Origin of the sequence: Bacillus sp. SG20033 (assembly GCF_044570195.1) — a bacterium.
Classification (GTDB): domain Bacteria; phylum Bacillota; class Bacilli; order Bacillales; family Bacillaceae; genus Bacillus; species Bacillus subtilis.
The window spans coordinates 1,919,100-1,939,298 of sequence record NZ_CP172606.1 but is presented as its reverse complement, the minus strand read 5'-3'; the positions used below and the strand labels follow the sequence as shown (position 1 = coordinate 1,939,298).

Annotated in this window: 18 protein-coding genes; 7 read left to right on the top strand and 11 right to left on the bottom strand. The window is 43.2% G+C overall.

Going from position 1 to position 20,199, the window contains the following annotated elements; translation table 11 throughout:
• Positions 1-10: 10 nt before the first annotated feature.
• From nrdE to ACFVP7_RS09905, 7 genes are all read right to left on the bottom strand, one after another.
• A complete protein-coding gene (gene nrdE / locus ACFVP7_RS09935; protein ID WP_014479842.1) occupies positions 11-2,113 on the bottom strand; it encodes a class 1b ribonucleoside-diphosphate reductase subunit alpha in 2,103 nt (700 codons plus the stop codon).
• On the bottom strand, positions 2,073-2,465 hold the full coding sequence (gene nrdI / locus ACFVP7_RS09930; RefSeq protein WP_003231758.1) for a class Ib ribonucleoside-diphosphate reductase assembly flavoprotein NrdI: 393 nt from the start codon (positions 2,463-2,465) through the stop codon (positions 2,073-2,075). The genes nrdE and nrdI overlap by 41 nt, the downstream gene beginning before the upstream one ends.
• Positions 2,466-2,707: 242 nt before the next feature.
• On the bottom strand, positions 2,708-2,938 hold the full coding sequence (locus ACFVP7_RS09925) for a hypothetical protein (protein WP_396583174.1): 231 nt from the start codon (positions 2,936-2,938) through the stop codon (positions 2,708-2,710).
• An 81-nt stretch (positions 2,939-3,019) separates the two neighbouring features.
• Positions 3,020-3,292, bottom strand: a complete 273-nt coding sequence (locus ACFVP7_RS09920; RefSeq protein WP_014479841.1) for a YmzC family protein — start codon at positions 3,290-3,292, stop codon at positions 3,020-3,022.
• A 196-nt stretch (positions 3,293-3,488) separates the two neighbouring features.
• Complete coding sequence (gene hfq, locus ACFVP7_RS09915; protein WP_003221097.1) at positions 3,489-3,710, bottom strand: RNA chaperone Hfq; 222 nt, start codon at positions 3,708-3,710, stop codon at positions 3,489-3,491.
• A gap of 39 nt (positions 3,711-3,749) precedes the next feature.
• Positions 3,750-4,694: a tRNA (adenosine(37)-N6)-dimethylallyltransferase MiaA gene (gene miaA / locus ACFVP7_RS09910; protein WP_021479248.1), complete on the bottom strand. Its 945-nt coding sequence runs from the start codon at positions 4,692-4,694 to the stop codon at positions 3,750-3,752.
• A 99-nt stretch (positions 4,695-4,793) separates the two neighbouring features.
• The gene (locus ACFVP7_RS09905; RefSeq protein WP_003231769.1) at positions 4,794-5,207 is read right to left on the bottom strand and encodes a YmaF family protein; all 414 of its coding nucleotides are present in this window, start codon (positions 5,205-5,207) and stop codon (positions 4,794-4,796) included.
• Between the two features lie 88 nt (positions 5,208-5,295).
• Here ACFVP7_RS09905 and ACFVP7_RS09900 point away from each other — a divergent pair, with 88 nt between their 5' ends.
• The 3 genes from ACFVP7_RS09900 to ebrB all read left to right on the top strand — a co-directional run bounded on the left by ACFVP7_RS09900 (position 5,296) and on the right by ebrB (position 6,390).
• Positions 5,296-5,571, top strand: coding sequence for a hypothetical protein (locus tag ACFVP7_RS09900; protein ID WP_003245252.1), 276 nt, complete (start codon positions 5,296-5,298; stop codon positions 5,569-5,571).
• A 134-nt stretch (positions 5,572-5,705) separates the two neighbouring features.
• Positions 5,706-6,023, top strand: a complete 318-nt coding sequence (gene ebrA, locus ACFVP7_RS09895) for a multidrug efflux SMR transporter subunit EbrA (protein ID WP_015483253.1) — start codon at positions 5,706-5,708, stop codon at positions 6,021-6,023.
• A 13-nt stretch (positions 6,024-6,036) separates the two neighbouring features.
• Positions 6,037-6,390: a multidrug efflux SMR transporter subunit EbrB gene (gene ebrB, locus ACFVP7_RS09890; protein WP_003245163.1), complete on the top strand. Its 354-nt coding sequence runs from the start codon at positions 6,037-6,039 to the stop codon at positions 6,388-6,390.
• A gap of 13 nt (positions 6,391-6,403) precedes the next feature.
• Here ebrB and ACFVP7_RS09885 read toward each other — a convergent pair whose 3' ends face one another.
• The 3 genes from ACFVP7_RS09885 to ACFVP7_RS09875 all read right to left on the bottom strand — a co-directional run bounded on the left by ACFVP7_RS09885 (position 6,404) and on the right by ACFVP7_RS09875 (position 8,146).
• The gene (locus ACFVP7_RS09885; protein ID WP_232567056.1) at positions 6,404-6,856 is read right to left on the bottom strand and encodes an OsmC family protein; all 453 of its coding nucleotides are present in this window, start codon (positions 6,854-6,856) and stop codon (positions 6,404-6,406) included.
• Between the two features lie 69 nt (positions 6,857-6,925).
• A complete protein-coding gene (locus ACFVP7_RS09880; RefSeq protein WP_003245758.1) occupies positions 6,926-7,633 on the bottom strand; it encodes a poly-gamma-glutamate hydrolase family protein in 708 nt (235 codons plus the stop codon).
• Between the two features lie 279 nt (positions 7,634-7,912).
• Entirely contained in the window at positions 7,913-8,146 is a 234-nt protein-coding gene (locus ACFVP7_RS09875; protein ID WP_014476869.1) for a hypothetical protein, read from the bottom strand.
• A gap of 224 nt (positions 8,147-8,370) precedes the next feature.
• On the opposite strand from ACFVP7_RS09875, the gene aprX reads away from it, so the two are divergent.
• The 4 genes from aprX to ACFVP7_RS09855 all read left to right on the top strand — a co-directional run bounded on the left by aprX (position 8,371) and on the right by ACFVP7_RS09855 (position 12,516).
• Positions 8,371-9,699 carry a serine protease AprX gene (gene aprX / locus ACFVP7_RS09870; RefSeq protein ID WP_396583173.1) on the top strand — a complete coding sequence of 443 codons (1,329 nt, stop codon included), beginning with the start codon at positions 8,371-8,373 and terminating at the stop codon, positions 9,697-9,699.
• A 109-nt stretch (positions 9,700-9,808) separates the two neighbouring features.
• Positions 9,809-10,633: a hypothetical protein gene (locus ACFVP7_RS09865; RefSeq protein ID WP_338733869.1), complete on the top strand. Its 825-nt coding sequence runs from the start codon at positions 9,809-9,811 to the stop codon at positions 10,631-10,633.
• Between the two features lie 78 nt (positions 10,634-10,711).
• Positions 10,712-11,068: a hypothetical protein gene (locus ACFVP7_RS09860; protein WP_134981721.1), complete on the top strand. Its 357-nt coding sequence runs from the start codon at positions 10,712-10,714 to the stop codon at positions 11,066-11,068.
• 230 nt (positions 11,069-11,298) lie between these two features.
• Positions 11,299-12,516, top strand: a complete 1,218-nt coding sequence (locus ACFVP7_RS09855) for a cytochrome P450 (RefSeq protein ID WP_134981722.1) — start codon at positions 11,299-11,301, stop codon at positions 12,514-12,516.
• A gap of 42 nt (positions 12,517-12,558) precedes the next feature.
• Here the strand turns inward: ACFVP7_RS09855 and ACFVP7_RS09850 are convergent, their stop codons facing one another.
• Complete coding sequence (locus ACFVP7_RS09850; protein ID WP_396583172.1) at positions 12,559-20,190, bottom strand: beta-ketoacyl synthase N-terminal-like domain-containing protein; 7,632 nt, start codon at positions 20,188-20,190, stop codon at positions 12,559-12,561.
• Positions 20,191-20,199 lie beyond the last annotated feature (9 nt).

The window sequence follows — 20,199 nt, the reverse complement described above, 5'->3', positions numbered from 1 at the left end:
TCTCCTTTAATCAAACAACACAAGAAAGGCAGCTGTCTTGCCCAGTATCTTTCGTTCTTGCATAGTAAATGGTTTTAATTCCTCTATGATGTGCATACAGATCGATTCGGTTTAAATCACGGGTCGTCATTGTGTCTTTTAAGAACAATGTGAAGCTGATTCCCTGATCAATGTGCTGCTGGATAGTGGCGATCATATCCACAACCTTGAACATGTCCATATCGTAGGCTTCTTTATAGAAGAACCAGTTATTAGATGCAAGCCCAGGCATTGGGTAGTACGTTTTTGAGTTGCCGTATGTTCGTTCTTCAATCCGTTCCATAATCGGCATAACAGACGCCGTGCTTGATTGAACGTATGAGATAGAGCCTGTCGGCGCAATGCATAATCTGTAGCTGTGATACATACCGTGTTCAGCCACAAATGCTTTTAGCTTTTTCCAGTCCTCTGTCGTCGGGATATGCATACCCTCAAACAGGTTGGCGATTTTTTCATATTTCGGTGAGAAATCAGTAGAAACGTATTTGTCAAAGTATTCACCTGTCGCATAGGTTGAGCCTTCATATTGATCAAACGTTTCACCCTTCTCTTTTGCGATTTCCGCAGAACGCTGGATGGAGTAGAAGTTCACCATCATAAAGAACGTGTTTGCAAAGTCACGCGCTTCCGGACTTTCATACGCAATGCCGTTTTGCGCAAGGTAGCCGTGAAGGTTCATAGCACCGAGGCCGATTGATTTCATCGCTTTGTTTGCCCGTCTTACAGCAGGCGCATTACGGATGTCAGTTGTTTCAGACACGTGTGTTAAAGAGTCTGTCGCAAGCTTGACTGTCTTTTCGATTGATTTATGCTCCATGACATTGAGAATGTTAAGCGAACCCAGGTTGCAGGAAATATCCAGACCGATTTCATCTTCTTCATCATAGTCTGTGTATGAAGAAACTTGAGATGCCTGCAGCACTTCAGAGCAAAGGTTAGAAAATTTGACCTTGGAAATATGGTTATTCGCATGCACTTTATTGACGTTATCTTGGAACATGATGTATGGATAGCCTGATTCAGAACGAAGCATCGCCAATTTTTCAAGCAGTTTCCGCGGGTTGATTTTTTCCTTTTTCACCCGAGGGTTGTCGACAAACTTGTCGTACATTTCGTTCATGTCCATCTCATCCATGTGCTGGCCGTACTCTTTATAAATCGTGTGCGGATAGAATACATAAGCCGCTTTGTCCTCGCGTGCAAGCTCAACGAACTTATCCGGAATGACAACACCGATCGAAAGCGTTTTGACGCGCACATCTTCATCCGCAGAAATCTTTTTCGTATCAAGAAAATCATTGATATCGCGGTGGAAAATGTTTAAATACGCCGCGCCGGACCCTTGTCTTTGTCCCATTTGGTCAGCGTAACGGAACGCGTTATCAAGAAGCTTCATGACGCCTACAACGCCTTTTGTCGCATTCTCAACATCTTTAATGGCTTCACCTTTCGCGCGAAGCTTGGACAGGTTAAGAGAAACCCCGCCGCCAAGCTTAGAAAGCTGCATGGAGATATCGATTGCTCTTGAAATGTCATTTAAAGAATCATTAACTTCGAGCAAGAAGCAGCTCACAAGTTCACCGCGGCGTTTTCTGCCGGCATTCAAAAATGTCGGTGTGCTCGGCTGATATTCTTGATTGATCATCAGGTTTACATATTCTTTTGCTTTCTCAGTGTCGCCGTTAGCGAAGAACAGCGCAACAATTGAGATCCGGTCCTCATAACGCTCGAGGATTTTTTTCTTGTCATTCGTTTTCAAAGCATAGTCATTATAGAATTTAAACGCACTCATGAAGGAAGGAAAACGAAACTTCTTAGCGTAAGCTGTCTTAAACACTTCTTTAATGTCTTCAAAAGAATAAAGGCTTAAGAATTCCTCTTCGTAGTATTGATTTTCAACCAAATAATCCAGCTTCTCTTTTAAATCGTGAAAGAAGACTGTGTTTTGATTGATATAATCTACAAAATAGCTATGTACAGCCTCTTTATCCTTATCAAACTGGAATTTCCCATCTTTTTGGATCATGATTTCGTTATTTAACTGGATCCATTTTGGCACTTGATTTTGTGACAACTCTTTCTACCTCCTGAGTAAACAATTCAACGTCTTTAGATGTGCCGCTGAGTTCAAATTTGTGCAAGATCGGCACCTGATATTGTCTTGAAATGGTATCGGCGCTTTTTGCAAAGTTATCGCCCCATACTTTGTTGCCGCTCGCAGCGACTCCTAATAAGAGATGGGCGTATTTTTCGAGAAATGATTGTGTTGATGCCGGTACCTGGCCGAAGTTTGTCGTGTAGGTGACCAAAACAAACGGAGTGTCCACGTGGTCCATTTCGTCCACCTTGCGTATCTGCTGAAAGCCTGTTTTATTCACAAACCGCTGAACATTCCCTGTTTTCGAATCAAATATGATTTGTACCACGTTTTATCACGACCTATCAAAAAATATGAATCTCTCATCACTAACACTATATATAGTATACTACCCTCTAACAAAAACACAATATATAGATTCGTTTTTATGAAAAATTCATATTTTGATCAAATCAGGCAAATGGGCAGACTCATTAGGGCCCAAAAAAGAGAGCAGAACGAGAATCATCTCTCGTCCTACTCGGGGTGTCGTTTTTAGCCGATGTATATCATAACATGAAAAAAAACTGCTTAGTAGTCTAGATTTTTTTTTCTTAAGCTATCACAGCATTTTTCGCTCTCTACTGTTTCTTCTATTTCAACATCCGCGCCGATCTCTTCTAAAACCGCCTTCAAAGCAGTGATAATTGACGCTTCTCTGACTAATTCTTTTCCGTTCACAATGATACTTGTTCCGTATTCATAGCAAGAATCATCTTCGCAAATTTCTTCCCAATGATTCACGATCACTTTATGCTTCATGTTTTCACCCTCTGTTTGATCTGTGTCTGTATTTAGTTTAGCGGCTGGCATCCGCTTTGTAAATTCGAATGCTTGTGAATTTTATTCAAGCTCATCATCCGCGTATTCTTTCTTCAGCTTTACCTCATTGCGGGACTCATTATACTCATAAATTTTGATATAGCCGTCCTCCATAACGCCAAAATGGTTATGTTCAAGTGGAAACGAGGTGGGCTGAGGCGTTTCATAGTCTGAATTGCCGCTGTCTGTTTCAATAATGGTATCTTGATTCCCGCACGCCCCGAACAGTAAAAAGACAGCTATCCATACAAGTGCAATCCTGATTCGTCTCAGTTCTGCTTCACTTTCAAACAAGGTCGATCACTCCCAAATTCATTTTATACATAATATACCATTTTTACTTCCGTATGTTGTTCTCATAAAAAAAGACCATGCCTTGGCATGGTCAGCTTACAAAAAAAAGCTTGGAGCAAAAGTGGATGAATGTTAAAAATGGCCGCCGGGAACCCCCGACAGCCTTTCCTCATGTCTTGACATGGCATTTTTTGATCTATTCGAGTTCAAGCTGGACGTTTTTTTGCGGCGCAAACGTTGAGATCGCATGTTTATATATAAGCTGCTGCTTACCTTCCGATTCCAACAATACTGTAAAGTTATCAAAGCCTTTCACCTGGCCCCGCAACTGAAAGCCGTTCAGCAAAAAAACAGTGACATACGTATTTTCTTTCCGGATTTGATTCAAAAACTGATCCTGAATATTAATCGGTTTCATGTTTCGTCCTCCTTGATTCTCTATATCATACAGTTTCGATTAAAGTTCGAGTTTTCCTGCTATATGTGTGAAAATTTCCTTTTTTTTCAGCTCCATATCAACAGGCGGTGTCATATCGAACCATGTGACCTGCATTTTGTTGCGAAACCACGTCAGCTGGCGTTTCGCATACCGCCTCGAGTTCTGCTTTAGCTGTTCGACAGCATCGGAAAGTGTCACAAAACCGTCAAAATATGCATACAGCTCTTTATAGCCTATCGCCTGTATTGATTGACAGTCTCTCACGTTCTTGTCGTATAAGCGTTTCACTTCCGGAAGAAGGCCTGACTGCATCATCATATCGACCCGCTGATTAATTCTTTCGTAAAGCGTGTCTCTATCCATTGTCAGGCCAATTAACACTGCATTGTACAGAAGTTCTCGTTTTTGTTCCTTCAAATGCTGGGACATCGTTTTTCCGGACGTATGTAAAATTTCCAGTGCGCGAATGACTCTTCTTGTATTATTCGGATGAATCGCAGCTGCTGCCTCGGGATCTGCTGCAGCAAGTTTGGCATGCAGAAAGTCAGCGCCTTCCCGCTCAGCGGCCATTTGCATGCTCTCTCGAAACACGGGATCATTTGCCTCTTCCGTAAATGTATAATCGTAAAGCACAGATTGTATATAAAGCCCTGTACCGCCGACAATCATCGGAAGCTTTCCTCTATTTGCAATCTCGCTGATTTTATTTCTTACTAAGCTTTGATAATCGGCAGTAGAGAAAGAGTCTTGGGGATCTAAAATGTCAATCAGATGATGGGGCACTCCCTCCATCTCCTGTTCGGTAATTTTAGCTGTTCCAATATCCATCCCTTTATAAATCTGCATCGAATCTCCGCTGATAATTTCCGCGTTTAAGGATTTGGCTAGCTGAATACTTAAATTGGTTTTCCCCACTGCCGTCGGTCCGACTAAAATGACAACGGGCTGCTTCGTATTATTCAATATGTATCACTCTCTTTTATAAATCTCCCCCCATTATAGCATTCAACATGGACAACCACCTATCCATTTTGCCCTTTTTTTGCATCGGTAAACATCCTTCTACCAGCCGAGCGGCTCATTGCCGACAATTTCCCTTGTCTTTCCTTTCAGGGTATGACGATGCGTTTTTCTTCTGTCATCTCCGGGATCGTACACAACCCCTCCGTACTGGATCTCAATCGGCTCGTTATAGGCCAGATACGTCGTTTCTTCGATTTCATGATAATGTGTGCCATCTGCTAAGGGAATCGCCGGTCCTGAGATTCCGTAATACCGATGAAAATGGCCGTTTTCAAATGAAGTGATCCCTGTATAGTAATGTGTATGCTGATCGGTATTTGATCCGTTTGCCGGCTGAGTAAACCCTTCGATGAGATGATAATGGCCCTGTTCTCTCGTTGTTTTGACATGATAAGCATGTGCGTGGGGCGGTGCTTTTGACCAGTCAGACTGATACAGGCCCAATGTGTTCACATCCTCCTTTTCCTCGATTCGCCCAATCAAATCCGGGCAGGGTGAATACACTGCATCATCTACACTTTATTACAGGAGGAAAGAAAACATGAACGAGTTAGAGCATTTCAGCCCTGAAGATACAAGAATATTTGGAAGGCCGTTCGGATTCGGGAGACCATTTGGGTTTGGAAGACCGTTCGGGTTCGGTTACGGGTTTGGAAGACCCGGATTTGGTTATGGGTTTGGCCGGCCATTCGGATTTTTTGGAGGACCGTTTATCGGCGGCCTTGCAGGCGGGCTTATAGGAAGCGCTTTATTTAATCCTTATTTGTATGGCGGATACCCCTATTATCCGTATGCCCCGTTCCCTTTTTATTATTAAACGCAAAAGACCCCTTAAAAAGGGGTCTTTTTAAGTGTGTGAAAATGAATCTCTTGACTCATACATAGGCATACACTAATATTTTTCTAGCTGAAGTTTTTTCTAATCTAAAAATATAGTGAGGAGAATTCATGATGTTGATAGGATATATATTCCTCACGATTGCCATATGTTCGGAATCGATAGGAGCAGCCATGCTGAAAGTATCTGATGGCTTCAAAAAGTGGAAGCCAAGTGCTTTGGTCGTTATTGGCTATTCCCTCGCCTTTTATATGCTGTCCCTGACTTTAAACCATATTCCCCTGAGCCTCTCCTATGCGACTTGGAGCGGGGCGGGCACGGTGCTGACGACAGTGATCGGAGTAAAATGGTTCAAGGAAGATCTGAATGCCAAAGGGCTTATCGGGATTCTTTTATTACTATCAGGGGTCGTGTTACTTAATTGGCAGTAAAGGAGTGATGAAGATGAGAGGATTGCTTTATTTGGCTCTCGCCATTGTATCTGAAGTGTTTGGGAGCACGATGCTGAAGCTTTCAGAAGGATTTACACAAGCCTGGCCCATTGCCGGAGTCATAGTCGGATTTCTTTCTGCTTTTACGTTTCTAAGCTTTTCTTTAAAAACAATTGACTTATCAAGCGCGTATGCAACATGGTCGGGCGTTGGTACCGCACTTACAGCAATTGTCGGGTTTTTGCTTTTTGGCGAAACCATCAGTTTAAAAGGTGTATTCGGTCTCACGCTTGTCATTGCAGGCGTGGTCGTGCTAAATCAATCGAAAGCCCACGCTGAAGATAAAAAACAGACGGCCTGTGAGTGACCGTCTGTTTTCTTTATTCTCCACCCAGTTTCACAGAGGCCTCAAGCTGCAGCTCGACATTTCCTTGAATTGCACGCGAAATCATGCATGACGACTCCGCTTTTTTACAAAGCTTGTGCGCCAATGCGACGTCGTCTTTTGAAGCATCATGTTTAAGCACGACAGAGGGACGGTGAATGATCTTTTTGTATGTAAAGACTCCTTTTGTGACGTCGACAATGCCTTCTGACTCCATCTGTAAGTCTTCTTTTTCCAGCCCGCTTCTCTCCATCATCGCTGCAAGTGTAATAATGTAACAGGTCGCTGCCGCCCCGAGAAGCATTTCATCTGGGTTGGTCCCTTCTCCCGGGCCATCCATTTCTTTAGGAATGGAAATCGATGTGTTCAGGTTTCCGCTTTCAATCGTACCGACATCATTGCGGTTACCCGGCCAATTCGCTTTTAAATAAAAATGATGATCTGCCATTGTTTTGCCTCCTTTTTTATCCTATTTCAGTCTACTGATCTTCTCTTATTTTGTCTTCTGATCTGCTTGTTACGAATACTCTTTTTCCAGGACACCTTTGATCGCACTGACATAAGCATAAAATTCACTGTTCTTTGTGTATTTTCTATTTTTATAATAAAAATCATCAAAAAATGCTTCTCTCTGCTCACGACTGATTTCCAGCTGGATACTTAGCCCCGTTTCCCCTTGATTATTAATGTTTTCGGCATTCAATCCAGCAAGACCGCTTTTAGACGACGCTAACTCAGCGGAAAACCCTCTCCGCTCAAGGGCTCTCACAATCATTTTAGCCCGTTTTCGGTCTGTTCCCCCTACAAGCGTATTCTTGTTCTCTCCTTTATATCCGTGAAAAGCCACCACATATTGATGCTCCTTGATTTTCTTTTTTGCCAATGGCTCATCAAAGTTGGTGCTTGTAATGTGCAGCGTTTGGTTATCGTGGGACTTCAACCCTTCAAACAGGTATGTAGAGTATTCATTATTGAAATAACGAACAAGCTCACTTACTCCGCCTTCAATTCTTCCGCCATGCGGAGACATAATTAAGACTTTGCTTCCTTTTTTCTCATTATATGAAATATCGTAATCGGCTGGGCTCTCATTCTCTGCCAAGCTGCTGAAATTTGAATATGTATCTGGCTGATTTGATGGTTCAGGTTCCAATGAGTAATGAACATATCTCAAGAACAAGACAATGGCTAAGACTAATATGACATTTAGTAAAAATCTTCTCATGTTTAACTCCTTTCATAAGAATGGCGCGGTTCATTATATGAGGTTTAGCCAATAGGTTTTATCTTACCATTGTATACACAATATCATCAGTGAAAAAGTTCCCGGTTTCAAAAAATCAATTGATTGTCACGGTTATTAGCGGTTCATTTCAAATAAGAGTGAAAAAAGGTTGAGAGGAAAGACATAAAAGGTAGGAACAACCTCACTTGGCAAATAAATGTATATAGGTTCAAGGAGGGTTTTAGTAACAGGCTGCCCGGTTGCTGAGACGGACAGCTGTTACCGGCCTGCAGAATAGAGATTTTGCTTATTTGTTCTCACAAAGTCACAGGAGAGGATAGAGTCCAATAAAAATGTTCTGATCTGTTGTTTCGAAAAACAAAATGCTTTGATTTTCGTTTTGCTTTTCTGTCTCACAATAATCGTTCTTTTACTAATCGTTCCGTCTTTCTTCATATATATAATGCTGATTGGCATTTGGCTTTCCAAAGATCGGTGCAAGTAGAAATTCATACGGTTGCTCTCCCCTTCCCAGTTTGATATGATCACATTATAATACGAACAAACGTTCTTTTTCAATCCCCAATGATTTCCTCAACTTCTGAATCTATCGCATCTAATGCGAAAGATTCAGAAAAACAAACTCTTGTCTGTCTCTTATAGAGGACAAACAAACTTACCAAACCTATCATCTGTTCATAGAGTATACAGAGAACCTTATAATAGGAGGAAAATACATGTTTGGGTACTCTATGGTACAAATGGTGAGAGCAAATGCTCACAAGCTAGATTGGCCGTTACGGGAAACCGTATTGCAGCTTTACAAGCCCTTCAAATGGACTCCTTGCTTCTTGCATAAATTTTTCGAAACCAAATTGCAAAACAGAAAAAAAATGTCAGTCATTATCGAATTTGAGGAAGGCTGTCACGAGACCGGCTTTCAAATGGCTGGAGATGTGCTGCAAAAAGAAAAACGCAGCAAGCTAAAAAGCCGCTTCAACAAAATCAACTGCTGCAGCGCCGAGGTTACTCCTTCAGCATTACATTCCCTTCTCTCTGAATGCAGCAATATCCGTAAAGTGTATTTAAACCGCGAAGTCAAAGCGCTTTTAGACACGGCAACCGAAGCAAGCCATGCGAAGGAAGTCGTCAGAAACGGGCAAACCCTGACAGGAAAAGGTGTTACTGTCGCTGTTGTCGATACAGGAATCTACCCGCATCCTGATCTAGAAGGCAGAATTATCGGATTCGCGGACATGGTCAATCAAAAAACAGAGCCGTACGATGATAATGGTCATGGCACACACTGTGCAGGTGATGTCGCAAGCAGCGGCGCATCCTCTTCCGGTCAATACCGCGGCCCTGCACCGGAAGCCAATCTCATCGGCGTAAAGGTATTAAACAAGCAGGGTTCAGGAACGTTAGCAGATATTATAGAGGGTGTTGAGTGGTGTATTCAATACAATGAGGACAACCCCGATGAACCGATTGATATTATTAGCATGTCGCTCGGGGGCGATGCCCTTAGATATGATCATGAACAGGAAGATCCGTTAGTCAGAGCGGTTGAGGAAGCGTGGAGCGCAGGGATTGTCGTCTGTGTCGCTGCCGGAAACTCAGGCCCTGATTCGCAGACCATTGCAAGCCCGGGCGTGAGCGAAAAGGTGATTACAGTAGGTGCGCTTGACGATAACAATACTGCAAGCAGCGATGATGATACTGTCGCTTCCTTCTCAAGCCGCGGCCCGACAGTATACGGGAAAGAAAAGCCCGATATTTTAGCGCCGGGTGTTAATATTATTTCCCTTCGCTCTCCGAATTCTTATATTGATAAGCTCCAAAAGTCAAGCCGTGTAGGGTCTCAGTACTTTACAATGTCAGGAACCTCGATGGCAACACCGATTTGCGCAGGAATCGCAGCTTTAATTCTTCAGCAAAACCCGGATCTTACCCCTGATGAAGTAAAAGAGCTTTTGAAAAACGGCACGGACAAATGGAAAGATGAAGATCCGAATGTGTACGGAGCGGGCGCTGTCAACGCAGAAAATTCCGTTCCCGGCCAATAAACATCATCAAAAGCCGGCAATTCTCTCTCAGCAGAACTGCCGGCTTTTTGTTTGAATATTCATAATCATAAGGTAAAATAATGGAAAATAGATGAAGGAAGTGAAGAAAGTGCCATATTATATCTGCAACACATGCGGTGTGCAACATGCACAGACTGTAGATCCGCCCAACTCGTGTCTGATTTGCGAGGATGAAAGGCAGTATATTCATCCCGATGGACAAAGTTGGACAACCCTTGAAGACATGCTTGAGAAAGGAAACCTTCAAAACATCCTCAAAAAGGAAGAAGAGCATCTTTACAGCATCAAAACTGAACCAGAGTTTGCGATCGGACAAACAGCCCATCTTATCCAGCATAAGGGCTTCAATATGCTGTGGGATTGCATGACATATCTTGACCAAAAGACAATTGGCCAAATCAACGAATTAGGCGGTATTCAAGCCATCGCCTTGTCTCATCCACATTATTACTCTACTCAAGTTGAGTGGGCTGAAGCGTTTCAGGCGCCGATCTATATCCATGAGGATGATAAAGAATGGGTGACAAGGCCAAGCAATCACATTCACTTCTGGTCAGGGGAAACGCTCAACGTGAAGCCGGGACTGGACCTTTACCGACTGGGCGGACATTTTAAAGGCGGTGCTGTTTTGCATTGGAGCAAGGGCAATGAAGGGAAAGGCTGTCTATTGACCGGAGATATCATTACGGTTGCGGCGGACCGAAACTGGGTCAGCTTTATGTACAGCTACCCAAATCTCATTCCCCTTCCCGCCTCCAAAGTTGAAGAAATAGCAGCCAAAGTAAAACCGCTTCAATTCAACCGGCTTTACAATGCTTTTTCTAAAGTTGTCAAAGAAAATGCCGGCGAAGCGGTCCAGCGTTCTGCCGTACGCTATATCAAGGCTCTCAACAGCGAATTGTTTCATACATAAAGAGTGAGGCGGCTCTTTTCCGTGTAAAAGATGCAGCAATTGGGAATAGTATCGTGTAGATCAAAAGGAGGAATATTGATGGCACACACGAATACACAGCTTTCTCAATGGCTGGAATCAAAAGTCGGCCAGACGCTTGATATTAGAAAAGGTGAATTGACCCATAATGAAGAGATATCAGACTTGGATCAGATAGTTCTCCACCTTCAAAAAGTGGCTATACGCAGTACGAATCATCCTGATGATTATGTTGCGAAAGAAGAGCTCGTTTTAGAAGGCGAAGGAACAACATTCACTGAGGACGGAAACGTACCGCTTCCGCAAAATGCCTATGAGATTCCTTTATTAGGTGACATTCATATTCACCAAGAAAACGAAGGATTGAAGGTCATAACAGATCGTGCAGTATATACAATTGATATCCAGCACAGCTGAAAGCCACTTTCATCAAAATAATACAGCGTAGCGCCTTTGAGCTTTCGTTCAAAGGCGCTGCTTTATATCGAGCCGTTTTTTCACTTTTTTCGTTCTTCACCCTATTGAATGACTCCTAAAATAGATATATAGTTTTAGAGACAGGATTACATTTCAAATCATTCTGTTTTTTGTAAACTAGTTCAGCAATTTGATTCATCTATTTACCCTATTAGGCGAGGAGAATGCAAATGGAAAAATTGATGTTTCATCCGCATGGTAAAGAGTTTCATCACAATCCTTTTTCAGTTTTAGGACGATTTAGAGAGGAAGAGCCCATTCACCGATTTGAATTAAAACGGTTCGGAGCCACATATCCGGCCTGGTTAATTACCCGATACGATGATTGTATGGCCTTTTTAAAAGACAATCGAATTACAAGAGACGTAAAAAATGTGATGAACCAAGAACAAATCAAAATGCTCAACGTTAGTGAAGATATCGATTTTGTATCCGATCATATGCTGGCAAAAGACACACCTGACCATACCCGCCTGAGATCACTTGTTCATCAAGCATTTACTCCCCGAACCATTGAAAATCTGCGCGGCAGCATTGAACAAATTGCTGAACAGCTTTTAGATGAAATGGAAAAAGAAAATAAAGCGGATATCATGAAATCCTTCGCTTCCCCTTTGCCTTTTATTGTTATATCTGAATTGATGGGAATCCCAAAAGAAGATCGGTCACAGTTTCAAATCTGGACCAATGCGATGGTTGATACCTCTGAAGGTAACAGAGAGCTGACAAATCAGGCTCTTCGTGAATTTAAAGATTATATCTCCAAGCTGATCCATGACAGAAGAATAAAGCCAAAAGACGATTTAATCAGCAAACTTGTGCATGCTGAGGAAAACGGCAGCAAGTTAAGCGAAAAAGAGCTCTATTCGATGCTGTTCTTGCTCGTTGTAGCAGGCCTTGAGACGACTGTTAACTTACTCGGCTCAGGCACCCTCGCATTGCTGCAGCACAAGAAGGAATGTGAGAAGCTCAAGCAGCATCCTGAAATGATCGCTACAGCGGTTGAAGAATTGCTGCGATACACCTCACCTGTCGTTATGATGGCAAATCGGTGGGTCATCGAAGACTTTACATATAAGGGGCATTCGATCAAAAGAGGAGACATGATTTTTATAGGGATCGGATCGGCCAATCGCGACCCGAATTTTTTTGAGAACCCCGAAATATTAAATATAAATCGGTCGCCTAACAGACATATTTCTTTCGGTTTTGGCATTCATTTCTGCTTAGGAGCGCCTCTTGCCAGGCTGGAAGGCCACATTGCATTTAACGCACTTTTGAAGAGATTTCCTGATATTGAACTTGCGGTTGCGCCTGATGACATTCAATGGAGAAAAAATGTCTTTTTAAGAGGATTAGAAAGTCTCCCTGTTTCTCTTTCAAAATAACATTCAAAACGCCCCCTTTTAAAAGAGGGGGCGTTTGTGTTTTTAGCGCTTCACCAATTCATCTGTTTCTTTTTCTTCCCTCGCTTCATGTTTCTTCCGGAAAGCCTTAAGGAAATTCGCATTCACTACTCCCCTGTTTGAATAGAGCTTTTCGCAAAATTCTAACATGGCTGTTGACGCTTTCGGTTCGGTTAATATCATGAAGTGGTTGCTTGAATCGACATCCACCAGGTGGAAATGGGGAATTTGCCGCTCCCATTCCTCCCAATAGGCAGCTTGATCAAACGGTTCTTTTTCATTTGATAAAGTGAAATAAGTGTCTAAATCACCAAAGAAAGACCTGCTTTTGTTGCGGAAATAATAACATTTTACCGTCTCAGGATCAGGGAGAGACTTAACAGTGTACGACTCCAAATCATAGGCGCGCTGTGTTTTCATCATTTGCTGAGCCTGCGCACGTATTTGCTTATCTGGTTTGTTTAGCCCTCGTTCTTTTGCCAAGTCAATCAACTCAGACAGGAATTCTTCATCCTCTAAGCTTATGTCCACCTCTTCACGGCTGATGAGAACATCCGTAAGCTTTTCCCGTTTCGCAATCGATGCCAGCATCATATTAATTGTTTGCAGCATTGACGTTTTCATAGATGCCTCATTCTCTTTTGTCTCAGAACGATATGGGGAGTCAATCATCACCATGCTTTTGACAGCAAGGCCTTGGCTTTGCAGCTGGCGAGTGACTTCATATGCAATCATCCCGCCTAAGGAATATCCGCCTACATCATAAGGACCTTCAGGCTGTATGGATCGAATGATCTCTATATAATAGGAAGCCATTTGTTCAATTCCGTGCAAAGGAGCATAATCAGTCATGAATCCTCTGGCTTGAATGCCGTAAAAAGGGCGCTGGCTCTTTTGTGCAAATTGCTGATAGATTTCAACTCCTCCTACTCCGCCATGGAACCAAAAGACAGGGCGCCCCCGCTTGCCGTCATTTAACGGTATCAATTCCGGAAACGTGCGAGCTTGATCATTTTGTAAGGATGTATCCTTCTGTTTCTTTGCGATCAAGTCCATCATGTCCTGAACAGTATGGCATGCTTGAAGCTCCGTCAAGGCAATGAGAGGGTCCACCTTTGATTGCAATTGCCGTAATAACTGTATGCAAGAAATTGAATCAAATCCATACTGCTGCAATGGCTTATGAGGCTGCAGTTCATCCGGATCCATCCCTAGTACAGTTGCTAATATGTGATGATCGCTGCTGTTGTTGATACGCTCATCCTGTGAAACAGAAGGCGTACTCTCTACTGCTTGAAAGCCGTTCCAGCAGCTTCTCTTTTCAAATGGATAGGTTGGCAACGGTATTCTGCGGGCATCTTTTCCTTGATAAAGCTTCTCCCATGGGATTTGCACCCCTTTTGTCCAGCAAAACGCGATCTTTTCAAGGTTGTTTTCAGACAACAAAGTCTCGATCACCATTTCTCTTAATGGACCATCCAGCAAGGCTTCGATATCTGACGAGCCATTTTCTGCATTTCCGCTAAAGACAGGTACAGAACTCTTCGGCTTATCGCCTTTTTCTGCTAAGCAGGCTTGCAAGCCGATTACCAGTTCTTCTTTACTGCGGACGACGAGCGCTAGGCGATCTTCCATTTCCTCTCGGCCGGTTTGGAGTGTATAAGCATAATCTTGTAATGACAGTGCTTGTTGTTTATTCACATAGTCAAGCTGCTGTTGAACAATTGCTTTTAGCCTGTCTTGATTCTTTGCAGAAAGAACTACAATGTGGGCACCATTCTCACTCATACTAACCGGTGGTTTTGGTAAAGGAATATATTCTTCTAAAATGACGTGCGCATTTACGCCTCCAAAGCTATAGCTGTTGATACTCGCTCTGCGCGGAATTTTTTTGCCTGCATCGTCACTTAAATCCCCCCATTGCTGATTTTCGGCAGTCACTCGGAAACGGGTGCCCTTTATTGACACCTGGTCATTCAAAGACGAAAATCCGGATAGGCCTGGTATTGTTTGATGCTTCATCGCCATGCTGACCTTCATAAGAGCAGCCATGCCTGAGACGAGTTCACCGTGTCCGATGCTCGGCTTTAAGCTGCTGATATAACATGGCGCTTCCTCCCGTACTTCCTGTGGAAGTTCCAATTCGAGCTGACTGCAGCCAGACTTTAACGCCTCTATTTCTATCGCGTCTGCCAATGGAGAGGCGATCCCATGCGCTTCTATATAGGTCACCGTTTTGGGATCAATTTGTGCTCCTTGATAAGCCTTCAGCATTGCATCCTTCATGCCGGCCGGATTTGGCGCGTGAAGTGACATTCCCCTGCCGCCATGCGATACACCTGAACCTTTAATAACCGAATAAATATGATCAGAATCTTCAATGGCTTTTTGCAATGGTTTAATGATGAGAACTCCCGCTCCTTCACTTCTGACAAAGCCATTTGCATCTGCTTGAAAGGATTTGGCCTGTCCTTTCTCACTCAAATAGCCCATTGAGTCGAAGCCAATAAAGCCTTTTGGTGAAAGCAGCAAATTCACAGCCCCGACAATGGCTTGCTCACATTCGCCGTTTCGAATGGATTGTATAGCTCTGTGCAAAGCCACTAGAGCTGAGGAACAGGCAGCTTCACAATATTCACTTGGCCCTTTTACATCAAGTGCATAGGATATACGGTTTGGAATTAGGGAAGGAATCACAGCTGTATCCGTATTGCCGGCTGCGACAAATACTCCTGTCGGGCGGCTGGATACAACCTGCCCTGTTAAGCCTGCATCTTCCATCGCCTTCCATGCATGTATCAAGAGCAGAAACTCCTGTGGGTCCATATTCGCCGCTTCTTTAGGCGATATGCCAAAAAACAGGGGATCAAACTCACCTATTCCTTCTATAAAACCGCCCCATTGAAGGCTTGATTGCCCTTCCTTATCGGCTGCGGCATATTTGCGCCAGTCCCAGCGTTCTTTCGGCACTTCAGAGACACAGTTCTTTCCTTGGATAAGGTTATCCCAAAATTCCGTTACGCTGTTTGCTTTCGGAAACTGTCCCGACATGCCGATAATGGCTATGCCGTCTGCTGCGTGTTCGATTGTTTTATCCGTGTTCGTCTCGTATGCCGGAATCTGTTTCATTTGGTTTTCGATTTGAGCTGGGCGTTCTTCCTGCTGATGAGCTTCACCAAACAGCTGAGCAAATGATGCTTCATGTTTGTCCGCAAAAAAGTCGATTAGCTCTTGAATAGTCGGATACTCAAAAAACAGAGTCGGATTTAATTCGATCTTTGTCTCTGCTTCCATCTCCCTTGTCAATGAAACCAATTGAGAAGAATCGATTCCAAAATCCATGATATGCGCTTTTGCAAGAGACAATTTTGACGGATCGGCCATGTTTACTGCCAGTTTATCTGTTACATAGCTTCTGATACGATCTTTCAGATTGCTGGCTTTGATGGCCTTATTTTGATTTCCTCTTTGATTCGAAATACGAAGCTGTTTAAGCGAGTAGCCCGAGTAGTGCAGCACTGTTTCTGACGACTCATTGATCACATCTACATCAAACAGCAGCATGTCACCTGTATTCTTAACCAATGTAATCAAAAGCCAGCAATCCCCTTTTATCGTTTGCTTTGTAAACTGGATATCATTGATTCCAAATGGCAGGAAGCCGCCTGTCATGTCAAACTGCTCTAAGAAACTGAGGATAGCCAAGTACGCGCTGTTTGTCATCAATGGGCTTACAGTGTAATGGTGCCCGTTTGCCAGCCCGCTTTGGGGCAGGCGAATTTTTGCCAGTATAGACTTGTGATCTCTGTAGAGATGAGTAATTGTCTTAAATAACTCTCCCCATTCAGGACCGTTTCCGGTTTTATACATCTGATCGATGTGATGAAGCTTAGTTAATGAATGCTTAACGTTCTCGATATTGACTTTTTTTGGATCAAAAGAACCGATTCCGCATTGTCCGATTGCGGCAGGCTTCCACAAACCAGAGGACGGCTCGCGATACATGATTTGCAGTTCTATGACTTGATCTTTTTGCAGCGGCTTTGCCTGAATTTCAATGGTCTCGCCTTGTTTGATGACAATTGGACTGATATAACTTAATTTGCTGATACTGCCGCTGTTTTCCTCAGGGAACAGGTTAAAAAATGCTTCAATGGCCAGACTGCCATATGTGGCACCGACAAGCACCCGTTCATTGTTGAAGACGTGTCCTTGAACGTAAGGCTCATCATAAGTGAATTGATCTTGAATGACCGGTTGATTGATATTGTCTTCAACATCTGACGATTTCTCATTGATAGACGATACATCGAAATGAAATGATGTATTATGGTCAAATGCATAGTGAGGCAGATGAATCCAGCCTGATCGGTTCCCTATATCAGCTTCTTTAAAAGCAATCGATGCCCCTTGTGCCCATTGCTCTGCTGCGTTTATTTCTCTATCCTTAGATGCTGATTCCGGACATGGCTGTAAATCGAATGATGTATAGATACCTTGCTGGAGTGAGCTTTCTCTTGATGTTCGGAATATCTTTAGTTTTTCGATCAGCTCTTGAGTTGATGTCACTGTAAATGCAGCCCTATGCTCTAAATTATGGTTTCTCCTGTGTAAAGCCTGTACAACGGGTTCAATATCCAGAGAAGCTTCCTTCTCTAAAAACAATTGCATATTTTCTAGATAGCTAAGCAGGCTCCATTTTGTTTTGGCTGAAAAAACGGCAGTGAATTCCTGCTGGCGGAGAGCGATATGTTCTTTCTCAGGGGCCGTCTCCATATATTCTTCTATAATAAGATTGGCATAGGCTCCCCCCGCTCCGAAGGAATTGATCATGCTTCTGCGAGGCAATTGTTTTCCAGTTTCAGGATCATTCAAGCGATGCCATGGCTTTGTTTGTTCCTGAAGATAGAAAGCCGTGTGCTCCAGCTTAATATTTGGATTGACAGGCAGCGCGTTAATTGTCGGCACCAGCGTCCCTTTCTTCATCTGCAGCAAGACTTTTGTCAACTGGGAAATACCGGAAGCCGCCTCTAAATGCCCCAGATTGGATTTGACAGAGCCTATCGCACAAAACTGTTTCTTGTTTGTATATTGTTGAAACGCGTTTGTTAAGGCAATTACTTCAATAGGATCGCCCAGCGCTGAACCATTTGCCGCCGATTCAATATAGCCAATAGTCTCTGGATCAATGCCCGACCGCTGAATCGACTTGACAATTAACTTTGCTTGCTGCTTCGGGTCCGGAGCTGTATACATCTGTCTTCCGCCGCTATGGTTAGCAAAACTGCTTTTGATCACAGCGTAAATATGATCCTGATCTTCCATCGCCTTCGAAAGTGGTTTTAACAGGACAGCTCCGACGCCTTCCCCGGGAATAAGCCCGTTTCCGGTGCCAAAACTTTTGCTTTGATTGCCGCTTCCCAGCAGATTGGCACGCTCCAAAGAATCATATTTAGAGAGATCGAGTGTTAAATTGACACCTCCAGCAATCGCCATTGAGCAGTTTTTCAATTTCAGGCTTTCACACGCAAGATGTATGGCGTTTAATGAACTAGAGCATGCTGAGCTGACAGCGATACTCGGTCCGGTCAGGTTAAAAAAGTGGGAAACGCGATTTGCAATGTGCCAGTCTCCCCCATTTGAGCTGAGGACTGCCTGCTCTAAAGATGGGATATTCCAAAAATACTGGTTATACATATTCCCTATAAAAACACCTACTCCGTCATCATCCCGCAATTTATCCAGCCGGGTTCGCGTATAGCCGCCGTCCTCAAACGTTTCCCAGACGGTTTCTAAACATAAACGGAGTTCCGGTGTCATTTCCATCACCCGGTTTTGCTCCACCTCAAAAAGCTGATGGTCAAATGCCTCTATATCTTGTAAAAATCCGCCATAGCGTTTCTTATTTGCCGGCTTTTTTGGATCTTTTGATAATGTTTTCAATAAAGATGTGCGCCATCTGGATTCCGGTGCCTCTGTAATACAATTGTCTCCGGCGATTAAATGCCCCCAAAGCTCTTCTAAACTGTTAGACATCGGATAGCGCCCGCTTACCCCGATTATTGCGATATCTTCTGTACTAGAATCATTAAAATGTGTTCTTTGCAAATTACTTGTCTTTTCTTTTTTTAGTGGTTCGGTATTTGCTAGCTGAGTTTCAGTGACTTCCTGCTCTGTAACAAAGCGGCGTGTATGAAAAGTAAATGGCTTATTAGGATCTGTACGCTCTGTTTGAAGTGGAGCTTCATTTTTTGCAGGCTTCGTTTTTTCCTTTAACAATGCTGTCCGGAGCTTATTTTCATGCCCCTTTACTAAATATTCGACGAGTTCTTTTGTGTTGTTATGTTCAAATAAAATGGTTTTTGGAAGCTCTCCCGTCATTTTTTCTAATTCACGAATGAAATTCACCTGCAAAATCGAATCAATTCCATACTTCTCAAATGTCGTATCTTCGTGAATACGTTCTGGTGATAGTTTGATTGATTTTGCCAGCGTATGCTTCACAAATTGTGCCGTTTGTTCGATGAGAGAATCGCTTTCCTGTGAATGATCGATTTCAGCATTCATTTGTATATGGCTTGGATCTTCTTCTGCCTCCGTTCTCTTCTTTTGACGGACGACTCCGTTACTTTCAGCGGCAATGATCTGCTGGCCGAGCTGATGCGATTGTTCAGCCATAAAGGAAACATAGCGAAATCCTTCACTCTCAAGCACCGTTTTCCAAGTATCCGGATACAGGCCCGGGCAGCCCGGTATGCGGAGATCAGGATCCTCATACAGCCACCAGCCCTCTAAAAGGCCGAACGTCAAATGCGAATATATATTATGATTACTTATTTCATTTAAAAGGAGCAGCCCGTTCTTTTTCAAAACTGCTTTTGCATTTCGCAATGTTTGCCGGATATTTTTTGTGGCATGAAGCACATTTGCCGCGATGACCACGTCGTAGCCTCCCGCATCAATATGCTGTTCAGACGCCGGCTCCTCGACATTAAATCGTTTATATGTCAAATATGGATTGTCAGGACCATACTTATTTTCTGCATGCATTAAAAAAGCTTTAGACAGATCTGTATAACAATATTCTTTTATATGTGTCTGCCATGCTTTCAATTTTTGAAAAACAGCCGCGCTTGTCCCGCCGGTCCCGGCTCCGATTTCTAATATTCGAATCTTCGCCTCAGGCTCTTGCTTCAGACGTTCTTGCAGATAGGCTGTTAACGTATCTGCAAGAACATCATTAAAATAGTCTGCGACTTGATTGTTTTTATAGATCCCTTCTACTAAATCCATAGATGAATTCGGAAACAGGATATCGGTGGCTGACGCCTTGCCGGTCAGAATCTCCGGCAAGGCTTTAAGTGCTGTCTCCACCAATGTCACCATGGCTTTCATATTATTGTCTTGAAGCAGGTCAGATTTTTGTTCATTCCATTCTTTCCACAGCTCGCTCATGGTGCCTATTGAGCGTGTTGGAACATATCCGTTCTCCGTTCGCTTCAAAAATTGCTGCCGTTCTAAAATTGATTGGCTTTCTTCGAACCATCTGCCATAGAAATTCTCCAATACCGGCTGGGATTTACTTTCTGTGAAAAACCCTATGGACTGTAATTGTGCGAAAAGCATTTTACAGAGAATGTCTTCTGTGTTCAGCATTGGCGCTTT

Coding starts and splice junctions, on each gene's coding strand:
- ACFVP7_RS09925 (WP_396583174.1), bottom strand. CDS start 2,938: ATGAAGCATAAAGTGATCGTGAATCATTGGGAAGAAATTTGCGAAGAT.
- hfq (WP_003221097.1), bottom strand. CDS start 3,710: ATGAAACCGATTAATATTCAGGATCAGTTTTTGAATCAAATCCGGAAA.
- ACFVP7_RS09900 (WP_003245252.1), top strand. CDS start 5,296: ATGAACGAGTTAGAGCATTTCAGCCCTGAAGATACAAGAATATTTGGA.
- ebrA (WP_015483253.1), top strand. CDS start 5,706: ATGTTGATAGGATATATATTCCTCACGATTGCCATATGTTCGGAATCG.
- ebrB (WP_003245163.1), top strand. CDS start 6,037: ATGAGAGGATTGCTTTATTTGGCTCTCGCCATTGTATCTGAAGTGTTT.
- ACFVP7_RS09885 (WP_232567056.1), bottom strand. CDS start 6,856: ATGGCAGATCATCATTTTTATTTAAAAGCGAATTGGCCGGGTAACCGC.
- ACFVP7_RS09880 (WP_003245758.1), bottom strand. CDS start 7,633: ATGAGAAGATTTTTACTAAATGTCATATTAGTCTTAGCCATTGTCTTG.
- ACFVP7_RS09875 (WP_014476869.1), bottom strand. CDS start 8,146: ATGAATTTCTACTTGCACCGATCTTTGGAAAGCCAAATGCCAATCAGC.
- aprX (WP_396583173.1), top strand. CDS start 8,371: ATGTTTGGGTACTCTATGGTACAAATGGTGAGAGCAAATGCTCACAAG.
- ACFVP7_RS09860 (WP_134981721.1), top strand. CDS start 10,712: ATGGCACACACGAATACACAGCTTTCTCAATGGCTGGAATCAAAAGTC.
- ACFVP7_RS09855 (WP_134981722.1), top strand. CDS start 11,299: ATGGAAAAATTGATGTTTCATCCGCATGGTAAAGAGTTTCATCACAAT.
- ACFVP7_RS09850 (WP_396583172.1), bottom strand. CDS start 20,190: ATGCTGAACACAGAAGACATTCTCTGTAAAATGCTTTTCGCACAATTA.